This window comes from Lysinibacillus sp. EB271-A1-10B (assembly GCF_058791335.1).
Window position 1 is genome coordinate 14,919 of the sequence record NZ_JBYTDL010000033.1, and the last position, 13,676, is coordinate 28,594.

The following is a 13,676-nucleotide window of genomic DNA, read 5'->3' on the forward strand; positions in this document are numbered from 1 at the left end:
AACGCCCCGTTAAATGAAGAAGAAAATAAAATTTTACTAAAGAATCATATTTACTTACGATATAATTCTACACCCTCGTTTCTAGTGCATTTTTTATAATAGCTATTTGAAAAACTAAAGGGCAAGAAAATGACCACTACATTAAGTTCTCGGAGTGGATTAATTAGATAATTTCATTTGATTTTTTATAAGTATATTTTTTATAAAGGCTGCTCCTGCCGCCACCATTATTGTCACGATAAGTATACCAAATCCCATTACCGCTATTACTGGTGGTAACGCATTTGCATTACCAAGTACAAAGATACCTAAGACATACAAAACAATAATGACAAATGCACAATATTTTATATGATTTAACCCTTTAACAATGCGAATTGAAAAGATAGATTTACACTCAATGACTTGAATCATTTTCACTGTTTCGTAAATTGCATAAAAAAACGGCAGCGCTGTCGCATACATTCCAAATAAAATCGGATATCTTAGATATGCAACTTCTGGGTGTATTAGTACGGTTTCCTGCGCTACCCTCGGTAAAACCAACACACATAATAACAAAATGATAATACCTATTAAAATAATGACTGAACTTAAAATAGCGGAATTAATTTTTAGCATATTGTCCCCCCTTAATTTTTCATGGTTATCATTATAACGTCACAAAATTAAGAAAGTTTCTAAAATTATTATACATATCTTTTGGTTAAAAAATTTTTGGATGGCAACAATCTATAAGAAAATTGCCTTATTTTTTCACAGTCACGGCTCACTAACAGCTCATTTATATTAAAAATAGTAAAGTTGTTAGTTTGTTAAAAGTGCATCAATCGCTTGAACAGCTAGTTCCAACGCTTTAATCCTTCTTTCTAAAAGCGTTCTTTGGGGACTACCAACCTTTGACTTCATATATACACTCTCAATTGATGGTAATAAACCAACGAGAACAGTGCGCGCTACGGCTAAATCTTCCTGGGTATAATGATGGGGACTTTGATTCCAAACATTTTCTAGCATCGCTAATCCAATGCAAACAGCTTTGAGTCGTTTCTTTACTAAAGTAGTATTTGCACCTTTCTCGGTCATCTGAGACAAGGCATTTTCGAGTTTGCTGATTGTCGATTGTAAAGATTTTGTTGATTCCAATTTTTCTACACTTGTTACATTTTCCAAAGTAGGACTGCCCTCGCTTCGTTACTGAAAATCGTTAAAAATCTGATTTCACTCGCAATATTTTATCATAATTACACAGGGGATTCTCCACAATCTTGCCCAATTGAATCGCTCTTCTATCCGTTTATCCCAATCTTTAATGGACTACTCCGAATTGAGAATTAAGGATACAATAAAAGCAAAAAAACGCCTGAATTTCCAAGCGTTTTTCGTTATTTCGCAGCCTTCGCATACATTTGTAATGCTTTTTTATCAATTTTTCCGACACTTGTTTTTGGCAATTCATCAATGACGATTATCTTTTTAGGGATTTTATAGCGACCTAAATGCTTGTTACAAATTTCTTTGATTTTCTCTAATATAGTTTCATCCTGATCCTGACAAACGATAAAGGCCACTACGATTTCTCCCCAATACTCATCAGCTATTCCAATGACCGCTACCTCTTGCACTAGTTGATGGCGCAAAATACATTGCTCGACTTCTTGTGGATACACATTTTCCCCGCCAGAAATTATCATCTCTTTACTGCGACCGACAATATAAAAGTCACCATCCTCATCCATCATGGCTAAATCACCAGTTTTCAACCAACCTTCATGCATGATTTTTTCAGTCTCCTGCTGATTATTCCAGTAAAAAAGAAACATATGCTTACCTCTGACGAATAGCTCTCCCACTTCGTTGGGCGCACAGCTTTCTCCGGCACTATTGATAATTTTTGCTTCATTGAATTGCATACTCTTCCCGACGGCCCCTTTTTTCAAACAGGCTGCCTCTCGAGAAATATAAAAATTATTAGGCCCCGCTTCTGTTAAGCCATAGCCCTCTTTAAAAAATAGCCCCTTTTTAATAAATGCATCATAGATTGGATACGGACATGGTGCGCCTCCTGATAAAAATACGTTCATTGACGGGAAGCAATTCTCCTTAAAGTAGTCCGTTGCAATCATCGCTTGGTACATTGTTGGCACAAAAAGTGAAATCGTAGTCTTATACTGATTAATCGCCTGAAGAGCGTTTTCTGCCTCAAATTTATCACCAATCACCACTGTACCGCCAGCCATTAAAAGCGGTATACATAAGGCATTTAAACCGCCTGTATGAAACAACGGCATATAATTTAACGTACAATCACGATCATTTAAACCCCAGCTAATAATTGTATTAATTGCATTCCAATTCACAGAATTAAACGATAGGACAACACCTTTTGCCTTGCCAGTTGTGCCCCCAGTGTAAATCATAAGCCAAGGGTCATTCAGGTCTACCTCTCGAATGCTGAGAGTAGCCGCTTCACTCGCTAAACGCAGAGAATGCATATTTTCTAAAGATACTGGGCAATTCATTTCTTCATCGTAAAGTAGTAAAGAAGGCGTAGCATCCGTCAAAATATCATGTAATTCCTTTGCACTCAATCGCCAATTCAATGGTACGTAGATTAGGCCTCTTAATCCACAGGCGAATAAGACAGCAAAAAGCTGGATATGGTTTTTCGCAAATACGGCAACACGACTTCCGGCCCGCAAGTTTTGGCGCTCAAAAAAATGACACCATTTTGTGATTTCCTCTGTTAATTGCTGATAAGTCCACTGCTCCTGTGTTTCGAGGTTTACCAATGCGATAAGTTTAGGTGTTAACGATGTACGTTTTAAAATCCAGGATTGCTCTACAAACATTTGGAAAGCCTCCTTATCACATCATAATTGCTCCATCCACATGAAGTGTGTGACCGTGGACATAGGAAGCCTCATCAGATGCAAAAAATAAATAGGCATTGGCAATATCTCTAGGTGTTCCTAATCTTTGCAATGGCACGACAGAACGCATTTGTGCTAGCACATTTTCTGGCATTTTTTTCACCATATCAGTTTCTGTAAAGCCAGGAGCCACCGCATTAACGTTGATCCCCTTGCGCCCTAATTCCTTCGCCCAAGTTTTCGTCATGCCGACAATAGCAGCCTTTGTGGCAGCGTAATTCGTTTGACCGACATTGCCATAAACACCGCTAACAGAGGATGTATTAATAATTTTGCCCCCTCCGGCAGCAATCATATGTGGAATGACCTCTTGCGTACAATTGAACACTCCAGTCAAATTCACATCTAGCACTTGATGAAACTGATCTTCCGTCATTTTTGTTAGCATCGCATCACGTGTAATACCCGCGTTGTTCACTAAAATATCGACCCGGCCCGTTTGCTCTATAACTGTTGCTACTAAGTTTTTGACGCTTTCTCTATCCGCAACGTCTACTTGCACAAATAATACTTGATCCCCAAAATGTTTGGCTGCTGAAACACCTGCATCCTCATTAAAATCTGCAATGACAACGAATGCACCCTCTTCAATAAACCGTTCAGCAGCAGCATAGCCAATTCCATTCGCGGCTCCCGTAATTATGGCAACTTTATTGTTTAAACGCATACTTTTTTCCTCCTATTTCTAAAAACGCTTCAATTTCAGATGTCAGCTGTGGTAAATCATCTATTAATGGGGAATGACCGCAGTTTTTTAAACTAACGAATTGTGCATTTCCACCTAAATCGAGCATTATTTCATCATTCATTCCTTCTGTTATTACGTAATCACGATCCCCTCTTAACACTAAAACTGGAATCGTAATTTGTTGTACTTCATGTGTGCCTTTTGAGACATCATGATCAACAGCACTTATATTGAAGACATTTAAGGCATGATAAACTTCCGCTAAATTTCGTTGTGTCAGCATATCCTCCACATATGTTTGATAGTGTTCTGGGTTAGGCTGTTTATGTGTGTAAATAAGTGCGTTCCAGACCGACTGTAAGCCATGCACATTTTTCGAATCATAGAAGCCTTGTACTAATTTTGTTTTAGATGTGTCGACGAGTACTTCCTCATAGGTAAAAGCTCTTTTTAATGCAGCTTGATTACCAGTACCTAAATCTGTGTAAAATGGATAGCCTCTCGTAGATGCCGAGGCTAGTAAAATAAGCTGCTGACAATAGCCTGGATACTGTGCGACAAACTGCATACAAACAGCTCCGCCCGTTGACCAACCAATCATGTCAAACTGCTGCAATTGAATCGCATCCACAAAAAGCTTCACATCATCACTAAAATCTTTAATCGCGGAAATTGGTTTATGATAAGATGAACTACCAAAGCCCCGTAAATCCAGCGCATAAATAGTATATTTTTCATCCAACGCGTCAATTAGAACGTCCCAATGTTTGGATGATGTCATATTACCGTGAATCAATAATAAAACACGTTCTCCCCCTTGACGTTTGCGATACGCAATCGTTTCTCCATTTGATAGCTCAATAGTTTTTAACATTGCATTTCCCCCTTATCCCCATCGAATCGTAATCGCTCCCCATACGTAGCCAATCCCAGCACTAACAAGTGTGACGATGTCGCCATCATGAATACGGCCTTCTTCTAACGCTAGCTGCAATGATAATATTTGATCAATCTGTCCGATATGACCATACTCTTGCAAGTAGATGGATTGCTCTTGCTCTAAGCCGAGTTCACATAAAATATAATTATGAGCAGATCTTTTCATGTGAAGCATCGCTAAATAACCAACATCGCCCTCATTGAATCCACTTTTCGCTAAAGATGTTCGAATTACCTTCAAAAAATTGCTTAAAGATTTTTGCTCTAAACGTTCCTTCATTCCAATTGGGTCAATCACATCGAGCTGATACAATTTATTTTCTAAATCAGAAGGCGTCAAAGGCTTTTTTGTACCACCGACAGGCACGACTACATCCTCTGAGAAAGAACCGTCCGTCATAATATCCGCCTCTAATAATTGATTTTTGTCATAGTTTTTCTGTAAAAGAATTGCGCCTCCACCAGCTGCTAAATTGTACATAAAGCGTGTACGAGGATTGCTGTAGTCGATAAAATCAACGTTTCGATAGCCACCAGCTAGGAGTACGGTATGAATGGAATCATCCGACGCCATTAAGCTTTTCGCTAACTTTAGTGCCATAATAGTTGTGCCGCATCTTAATTGCACATCAAATGCCCAAGCATTTACGGCCCCTAGCTCCTCCTGCATCTTTATCGAGGCAGTCCACAAAGGATACTCTTTATGCTCCTCTCCCATATACATCACAACATCAATGTCCTTCGGGTCGATATTAGCCTTGCGTATAGCGTCCTGCGCGGCCCATATTCCCATTTGAACCGTATGATCGTGCTCACCAGGAATAGGCTTTTCATAAATACCCATTTTTTGTCGAATAACATCCTCTGGTATATTGGAAAGCGTCGCAATTTCTTTTGACGTCATTTTCGTCTGCGGAATATAGATTCCTGTACTTACAATGCCTACAGTCATTCAAATCGCTCCTTTTCCTGCGACAGGACAACCGATGATTGATTTATTCCTTTTCGCTTTAATCGCCATTTCCAAAACATCATGCGCAAGGATCCAATAATTCCTTTTGGGAAAAAGATAACTGCTAAAATATAAAGGATCCCAAAGAAGATAATCCAACGTTCAAATATTGGATAATCACGAGCTAACCCTGAAAGCGCATGCTGTGCATATTCGATAATAGCCGATCCTAATAATGGTCCAACTAATGTGCCAACACCGCCAATAATCGTCATTAATAATGCATCTAACGTTATGTCCATTGTCATCACACTCGTATTGACAAAACGGAGGGAGATAGCATATAAGGAGCCTGCTAAGCTCGCAACAGTACCTGCGACAATTGAAGCAATCACTTTATAGTACAAAGTGTTGTAGCCTAGTGATTTTGTTCGTTGTTCATTTTCCCGAACAGCAATTAAAATTCGACCAGTTGGCGAGTTCACAAAGCGATATAGCGCAATAAAAATAACGACTAAGCATGCGAGCACGAAGAAATAATACGTCATTCGATCTCTAAATATTTCAGGTGCTCTAAACGTAAAGCCATCATTTCCGTATGTAACAGAACGCCATTTTTCTGCCACAACTAAAAATAGTCCTGAAAAAGCTAATGTCAGCATCGCAAAGAAATGACTTTTTAATCGAAGTGTCAGTAATCCTACTAAAAAGCTAATGAAGCCTGCTAGTAACATGCCGACTACAATCGATAAGAAAAATGTTGAGAGTGTTGGCTCCATCTGTTTCAGCATGACAGCGGTTGTGTATGCACCTAAACCAAAAAACATTGCATGCCCGAATGACACAATTCCTGTATAGCCAAGGAGAATGTCATAGCTCATCGCTAAAATACCGAAAATAAAGATTTGCGTTAATAAAATCATGAGCGTCCTTGAGTCATTGACGAAAGGGAGAAGCACTAAAATAGCTAACATGAGGAAAAAACATAGATGCTGCAATGGAAGCTTCATGTTGATCTCTCCTTTCTCATAGCAAATAAGCCTTGTGGACGGAAAATTAATACAATAGCCATTAAAATCATATTGACCGCAAGCGATAACACTGGCACATAATAAGCCATAAAGCTGCCTGCTAAACCTACTAATATAGCTGCTAATAGCGAGCCTGAAAAACTGCCCATTCCTCCGATTACGACAACGATAAAACCTAATATCGCATACTCCATGCCCATTTCTGCATAGATGACGCCTGAATACGGAGCCATTAACATACCACTAAGAGCTGCAAGTGCTGCACCAACCATAAACACATATAAAAACACTCGCTTAATATGAATACCAAGCGCCTGTGCCATCTCTTTATCCTGTACACCAGCTCGAACGACGAGGCCGACCTTCGTCTTTTTTAGCATGTATTGGAAAATACCGAAAATGATAAAACCGACAACAATAATAAATAATCGATATTTAATAATAATTACGTCTCCAATTTCCCAGCTGCCTGCTAAGTAACTCGGCGTTTTCACGGCCACACCATTTGGACCAAAAACAACTTTAATCATCTCCTGCAGCACGAGCATTAGCCCTAATGTAATTAAAATTTGCTGAATATGATTGCCGTACACAGGTGTTATTATTAATTTTTCAGTAATGAGTCCTAATAAAGCTCCCGTTACGATGGCACCTACAATTCCAATAAGAAAGCTCTCTGTGAACATATACGTAAAGATCCCCGCATAAGCCCCCCAAACAAATAAACCCCCATGTGCAAAGTTCAAAACGTCCATTAATCCAAAAATTAACGTCAGACCAGCCGCCAGCAAAAAGATTAACATGCCAGTTGCAAGGCCATTAATGACTAAATTGACAAGTAGCTCCAATAAAGTACACCCCCTTATCCGATTCCAAGATATTTTCGTTTTAATTCTTCATGATGGATAAGATCTTGCATTTTCCCTGAGTGAACGGTTCTACCATCATCAATCAATGTATACGTATCGCCAATTCGGCTCGCCATCATAAAGTTTTGCTCGACAAGTACGATGGACGTTTGCTTTTTCATTTCAACAATGGCCTCCATTACTTTCTCTACTACAATGGGCGCTAATCCTTTCGAAGGCTCATCAATCAATATCAACTTACTATCATTGATAAATGCCCGTGCCATAGACAGCATTTGTTTTTGACCACCTGAAAGATGCCCACCAGCCTTCTTCCAAAATTTCTTTAAGTCTGGAAACAGCTCCAGTACATAATTTTGCCGCTCTAAAGTAGCTGTATCTTCTTTACGCATGGCTACTTTCATATTTTCCTCTACGGTTAAATCTGCAAAGATTCCTTGGTTTTCAGGAACATAGCCTATTCCTAACTTCGCTACTTTATAAGTCGGGCTTTTCTTAATAGAAATTGAGTTAAATTCTACCTCTCCCTTTGAGGCAGGTGTTAACCCCATAATCGTTTTTAAAGTGGTCGTTTTGCCTGCTCCATTTCTACCGAGCAGTACACTTACTTGCCCTTCCATTGCCTCAAAATTGACCCCCTGCAAAATATGATATTGCCCGATATATGTGTGGACATCATTTAATTTCAGTAACGTGTTCATCGTACAGACCTCCTAAATATGCGTTTTGTACGGTTTCGTTTTTCATAATGTCCTCTGGTGTTCCATCTGCAAGAAGCTGGCCATTAAATAGCACCATAATCGAATCCGACAAATCTAGAATCATATCCATCTTGTGCTCAATGAGGAGAATGGTTTTATCACCTTGATTTTTAATCGTGCGAATCACTTCTAAAATCGTCGGCACCTCCTCTAAAGACATGCCTGCCGTTGGTTCATCTAGTAAAAGAATTTCTGTATCAAGTGCTAACAGCATCGCAATCTCAAGCTTTCTCTTTTCCCCATGAGATAGCATTGTCGTGAGGGCATCTCTTTTATTGTCAAGTAAAACAAGTGCTAATAGCTCTTCCGCTTTTTCAGTAATCGCCTTATAGCTTTTATAATGGCGAAATAGTTGGAAACGAACTTTCTCCTTGGATTGCACAGCCAGACGGACATTTTCTAATACTGTCAGGTTCGGGAAAACATTCGTAATTTGAAAAGATCGCCCTAGGCCCATGCGTGTTCTTTCAATTGCTGATTTTTGCGCAAGTGATTGCCCCTTAAAATAGACATCCCCGGCAGTCGGCTTTAACTCTCCACTTATTAAATTAAAGAAGGTTGTTTTTCCAGCTCCATTTGGTCCAATAATTGACTTCAAATGCTTTTCCGGCATATTAAAATTCACATGGTCGACAGCTATGTGTCCGGCAAAACGAATGGTTAAGTTTTCTGTTCGCAAAATGGGTTCCATCGTATTCTCCTTTCTAGTACTTCTAACTCTCTTCACCCATTCTCATATGAAAGTGGGTGAAGAGAGACAGAATAATAACGCTTTCTGTCTCCAATTTCATTAATTCATAACCGGAGGGGCTGTTTCTTCAGGGCTAAGCTCACGAACTAGCACTGGTACCGGATAATCTACACCATCCTGCTTTTCTAAACGGATCGAATACATCGACTGTAATGCTTGATGATCTTCTTTCCGGAAAGTCATCGTACCCTTTGGTGTTTCAAATGACATCCCTTCCATAATGCCAATCAGTTTTTCCGCATCTGTATCACCCTCTGATTTTTTCAAAGCATCTACAATCGAGATGGCTGCAGACATGCCTCCTGGCGTAAATAAATCTGGAACGTCATTGAAGCGTTTTTTATGTTCCTCAACTAACCATTTATTTACATCATTTTGTGGTAACGTGTGATAATAAACAGAGAACCCTTCCATACCAATTAATGGATTCATAAATTTCAATGCAATAATATCTGGTGCACCCGTAGAAATTTTAATGCCTTTTTCTTGAATTTTTAAATCGGCAATTTGATTCCACGGCGAGTTTGCACCAGCCCATACAACAAATAAATAATCTGGTTTTGCATCAATTACTTTTTGCAAATTGGACGTAAAATCAGTAGCTGCCGGATCCGCATATTCCTCTAAAACAATTTCTGCACCTAGCTTTTCCGCAGCCGTCTTAAAGGCTTTAACCCCATCCAAGCCAAAAGAATAATCCGGCGCAAACGTTGCAATCTTAACACCTTTTCCCGCAATCGCTGCCGCTGCAGCATAAGCATCCTGAGAGGAATTTCGGCCTGTACGGAAAATATATTTATTAAATTCTGAGCCCGTAATACTATCCGCTACCGCTGGCTCCACCACCATAATCTTTTCGTACTCTTCCGCGAGTGGTAAAACGGCAAGCGTATCACCTGAGCTAGAAGAACCTACTAAAAAATCAACCTTGTCATCTTCTAATAGCTTCGTCGCTTTTTGAACTGCAACCTCAGGCTTTGTTTCTGTATCTTCATAAACAATTTCTATTTTCTTACCATTAACCTCCATCGTGCCGCCAGTCGCATATTCAATTCCTAAATCAAAGCCATTCTTTGTTTGTTTCCCATACGATTCAAGAGCACCCGTTAATGACGCAAGCACGCCGATTTTAATAGTGCCCCCTTCCTCCGTAGTTCCTTTTGTGTCATCCTCTGAAGCCTTGTCGCCGGTTGAACTATCCTTCGTCTCATCCGAATTACAAGCCACCATCAACATCGTCAACATCAATAAAAGCACAAATAACCAATGCTTTTTCATCCCATATCCCCTTTCATAATGAACTAAAAAGAAAGCGCTTTCGTTGCTGTGTAAACACTATATAAAACTCCAGTTACAAATTAGTTACAAGATAGTGTGGTTTTTCCGGGTATGAGGGGTTTATCGAAACAGTTTTGAGATTTATCGAGAATTTTTGATTGTTTATCGACCAACTTTATCAATTTATCACCCAACTTTTGAAAAATATCGATATCTAACTTCAAAAGTGTGATGTGCCACTTTTTCTGCAACAACAGCAAAGCAGTTTTATTATATAAATTTCATATTAATTCATAAGTAATAATATATTACCCATATTGAAATCTGGTTTTTATAATGAAGATAGCACTTTCAAAAGGAGGGACTAGAATGGAGTTTAGTAAACTTGGCAATAGCGGATTAACAATAAGCAAGATAGCATACGGAAACTGGATAAATCATGGGGGTAAAGTAGATGAGGATACTGCAAAAGAGTGTGTTAAAGCAGCACTAGATGTCGGTATAACTACATTCGATACTGCTGATGTTTATTCAGAAACTAAAGCTGAAGAAGTACTCGGCAGGTCTTTACAAGGTATACGCCGGGAGAGCATTGAACTATGTACAAAGGTGTGCCATCCGACTGGGAATGGGCAAAACGATAAAGGTTTATCACGAAAACATATTCTAGAAAATTGTAATGCATCTTTGCGTCGATTACAAACTGACTATATAGATGTCTATTATGCACACAGATTTGATCCAACTACTCCTCTTGAAGAAACGATGTTAGCTTTCGCGGATCTTGTAAGACAAGGTAAAGTGCTTTATATCGGTGTAAGTGAGTGGACATCAGAACAAATCACCCGTGGTGCAGCACTTGCACGGGAATTGAATATTCCGTTCATTGCAAGCCAACCCCAGTATTCAATGTTGTGGAGAGTTATCGAAAGCGATATTATACCAACCTGTCAACGTGAAGGACTTGGGCAAGTAGTATGGTCGCCTTTAGCACAAGGTGTTCTCACTGGAAAATATCTACCCCAAAAACCAGTACCAGCCCAGGCGCGTGCTAATTCTTCGGCTGGCAAACCATTCTTTAATAAGCTTGCACAACGTTGGATGAACGACAATGTACTCACTGCTATTCAGAAGCTTAAACCCATCGCACAAGAGATTGATCTTACCCTCGCTCAACTTGCAGTAGCTTGGGTACTACAAAACCAGAACGTTTCCTCAGCGATTATCGGTGCCTCGAGCCCAGAACAGGTCAGAGAGAACGCGCTCGCTTCTGGTGTCAAACTAGACATTGAAATTATGAATCAGATTGACAAAGTATTAGAAGGTTTCGTTGAGTACGATCCGAGTAAAACAGGTTAACAATATTTTATTACCCATCCCCTTTAGGATGGGCTTTTATTTTTGGTGATTAAATTGCAAAATCGAATACATCTCTCTTACAACTGTTAAGAAATGATTTACTACTGCAGATTTTTCATCTTCTCTCCAACCAACATACAAATTTACCTTTGGTGTAGTCTCTTGGATTTTTTTATAGATAACCCCAGGATGTTTATAACTTTCCACCGACGATGGAACGACAGAAACTCCCATTCCGGTTGCCACTAAATTAACAATCGTTTGCATTTGAATTGCCTCTTGAACAACATTTAAGCTTACACCATGATCCCAAAAGTAGCTAATAATTAAATCATAAAAACTTGGACCCATATGACGTGGAAACAAAATAAATGGTTCATCCATCAACAATCGGAGTGGTATTTCGGGCAATGAGGCGAAAGGATGATCTTGATGTAAAACCAATCTTAAAGATTCTTCTGAACAAACTTCAGAAGAGAGTATTCCGTTGTTCTGTTTAGAACGAATAAATCCAATATGAATTTGTTTCTCATAAAGTGCTTTTAATTGCTGCTCTGTTGTCATTTCACGTAATATAAGATGGATTTTAGGAAAGCGTTCTCGAAATTTATTAAGAACTTCTATAACAATTTCTGTGGAATCGACAAAACCAATAATTAAGCTCCCTATTTTCCCTTCAGCCGCGAGTTGTGTTTCTTTTATAGTTCTTTCTAACTGAAGCAGTGTTTGTTGAGATCCTTCTAAAAATATCTTCCCAGCATCCGTAAGCTCTACCATTCTTTTCGTTCGATGAAAAAGTTGAACTCCCAATTCTTCTTCTAATTTACGAATTTCTTGGCTTAAAGGAGGTTGCGCCATCCTAAGACGTTCTGCCGCACGACTAAAATTCAATTCTTCTGCCACCATTATGAAATATCGCATTTTCCTAATATCCATTTGCAACTATCCCTTCTACTAAATTCGATTACTTTAATGCTAATGCTTCTTCTATATTCATTACGCAAATATAATTCGTTCGATGGGAAATTCACCTATATGGAAAAGAAGTGAAAAAATTGGACAGAAAGAACCCTTTGAAAATATTGAGTAAGTGAGTTAATCAATAGATTCTAAAGATCTCATTCTGTCTCTTTCTCACAAAATGTATTTCAATTGTAAATATCCTCTACCCTATCTAACCATTCATGCATAAGGCTATTAAACAAATCCGCTTGTTCAATTTGCAAATTATGCCCAGCCTTATCTAAAATTGTGAAAGTTGCTCTTGGGAATTTATCTAAAATCGTAAAAGCGTCCTTATAGCCAACCATGGAATCCTGTTTGCCCAACAAAAATAAGCACGGTTTATCAAATGAAATTTCATCTACAGGAAATGAAAAACGATAGCCTTTTTGGATTTTTTCTAAAAATTCCACATCTGCGTTTCTTTGGCCTGCTAACACTTCATTTGTATAGCGATGACAATTGTATTCATTTAAAACAACAAGATGTGAACTAAAATCCTCTAGTTCCTCTTTCGTTATTGTCGATAAAAATTCTTTATCTGCCGAGACAATACTTTGTTCTGGGACTGTTCGACCTTCTTTATCAGGAATAATCAACGGACAAATAAAAGCAGCCCCTAAAATTTGGTCTTGATACTCCCTCATTATTCCTCTCACTAAATATCCACCATAAGATTCTCCTACCAATAAATACCGTTCGTTTGGTAGTAATACGTGTATTAGTTCTACAACGGCCTCTAGCATTTCATCTGAGTCATTGATCTTTTCATAGTCTGTCGTCTTGCCCATTCCTGGAAGGTCAATATAAATTCGTTTCCAGCCTTCCCTTTCGGCAAAAACAGGCTCCATACAGCCTTTCATTAATCTATGATCTGGCGAATAGCCATGAAGCATTACGATTGGTGTTCCGGTTCCAATCACTTCATAGTAAATATTCGCTTTACTTACCTTACAAAATGACATAGTAGTACCTCCAATTATTATAAAAATTATTGATTAATGCATATAAATGTTCATCAAAAGTTATTATGTTTTTTCCTTGTAGGAGCTAGTTGATTTTCGTTCCGACTGGGAAACTCCTCGGACACCCTAGCAAAGCGCCCAGTCGAAA

14 protein-coding genes are annotated in these 13,676 nt (G+C 38.8%); 1 reads left to right on the forward strand and 13 read right to left on the reverse strand.

What is annotated here, in order from left to right; genetic code table 11:
* Nucleotides 1-159: 159 nt before the first annotated feature.
* The 11 genes from AC3WSK_RS24460 to AC3WSK_RS24510 form a co-directional block, all read right to left on the reverse strand.
* Nucleotides 160-621, reverse strand: coding sequence for a DUF2975 domain-containing protein (locus AC3WSK_RS24460; RefSeq protein ID WP_492414838.1), 462 nt, complete (start codon nt 619-621; stop codon nt 160-162).
* A 186-nt stretch (nt 622-807) separates the two neighbouring features.
* Nucleotides 808-1,173, reverse strand: coding sequence for a hypothetical protein (locus AC3WSK_RS24465; protein WP_492414839.1), 366 nt, complete (start codon nt 1,171-1,173; stop codon nt 808-810).
* A gap of 212 nt (nt 1,174-1,385) precedes the next feature.
* The gene (locus tag AC3WSK_RS24470) at nt 1,386-2,852 is read right to left on the reverse strand and encodes a class I adenylate-forming enzyme family protein (RefSeq protein ID WP_492414840.1); all 1,467 of its coding nucleotides are present in this window, start codon (nt 2,850-2,852) and stop codon (nt 1,386-1,388) included.
* Between the two features lie 16 nt (nt 2,853-2,868).
* Nucleotides 2,869-3,600: a 3-oxoacyl-ACP reductase FabG gene (fabG, locus tag AC3WSK_RS24475; protein WP_492414841.1), complete on the reverse strand. Its 732-nt coding sequence runs from the start codon at nt 3,598-3,600 to the stop codon at nt 2,869-2,871.
* A complete protein-coding gene (gene phaZ / locus AC3WSK_RS24480; protein ID WP_492414842.1) occupies nt 3,584-4,495 on the reverse strand; it encodes an intracellular short-chain-length polyhydroxyalkanoate depolymerase in 912 nt (303 codons plus the stop codon). Before phaZ ends, fabG begins: the two co-directional genes overlap by 17 nt.
* 12 nt (nt 4,496-4,507) lie before the next feature.
* On the reverse strand, nt 4,508-5,512 hold the full coding sequence (locus AC3WSK_RS24485; RefSeq protein ID WP_492414843.1) for a 3-oxoacyl-ACP synthase: 1,005 nt from the start codon (nt 5,510-5,512) through the stop codon (nt 4,508-4,510).
* A complete protein-coding gene (locus AC3WSK_RS24490; RefSeq protein WP_492414844.1) occupies nt 5,509-6,522 on the reverse strand; it encodes a branched-chain amino acid ABC transporter permease in 1,014 nt (337 codons plus the stop codon). Before AC3WSK_RS24490 ends, AC3WSK_RS24485 begins: the two co-directional genes overlap by 4 nt.
* Nucleotides 6,519-7,391, reverse strand: coding sequence for a branched-chain amino acid ABC transporter permease (locus AC3WSK_RS24495; RefSeq protein WP_079561939.1), 873 nt, complete (start codon nt 7,389-7,391; stop codon nt 6,519-6,521). The genes AC3WSK_RS24490 and AC3WSK_RS24495 overlap by 4 nt, the downstream gene beginning before the upstream one ends.
* 14 nt (nt 7,392-7,405) lie before the next feature.
* Nucleotides 7,406-8,113, reverse strand: coding sequence for an ABC transporter ATP-binding protein (locus AC3WSK_RS24500; RefSeq protein ID WP_079561940.1), 708 nt, complete (start codon nt 8,111-8,113; stop codon nt 7,406-7,408).
* Nucleotides 8,088-8,864, reverse strand: coding sequence for an ABC transporter ATP-binding protein (locus AC3WSK_RS24505; protein WP_492414845.1), 777 nt, complete (start codon nt 8,862-8,864; stop codon nt 8,088-8,090). Before AC3WSK_RS24505 ends, AC3WSK_RS24500 begins: the two co-directional genes overlap by 26 nt.
* A 99-nt stretch (nt 8,865-8,963) precedes the next feature.
* The gene (locus tag AC3WSK_RS24510; RefSeq protein WP_492414846.1) at nt 8,964-10,202 is read right to left on the reverse strand and encodes a substrate-binding domain-containing protein; all 1,239 of its coding nucleotides are present in this window, start codon (nt 10,200-10,202) and stop codon (nt 8,964-8,966) included.
* A gap of 369 nt (nt 10,203-10,571) precedes the next feature.
* On the opposite strand from AC3WSK_RS24510, the gene AC3WSK_RS24515 reads away from it, so the two are divergent.
* Nucleotides 10,572-11,561 carry an aldo/keto reductase family protein gene (locus AC3WSK_RS24515; protein WP_492414847.1) on the forward strand — a complete coding sequence of 330 codons (990 nt, stop codon included), beginning with the start codon at nt 10,572-10,574 and terminating at the stop codon, nt 11,559-11,561.
* A gap of 36 nt (nt 11,562-11,597) precedes the next feature.
* Here AC3WSK_RS24515 and AC3WSK_RS24520 read toward each other — a convergent pair whose 3' ends face one another.
* Nucleotides 11,598-12,497, reverse strand: coding sequence for a LysR substrate-binding domain-containing protein (locus tag AC3WSK_RS24520; protein ID WP_427483624.1), 900 nt, complete (start codon nt 12,495-12,497; stop codon nt 11,598-11,600).
* A 212-nt stretch (nt 12,498-12,709) separates the two neighbouring features.
* Nucleotides 12,710-13,528: an alpha/beta fold hydrolase gene (locus AC3WSK_RS24525; protein WP_492414848.1), complete on the reverse strand. Its 819-nt coding sequence runs from the start codon at nt 13,526-13,528 to the stop codon at nt 12,710-12,712.
* Nucleotides 13,529-13,676: the final 148 nt, after the last annotated feature.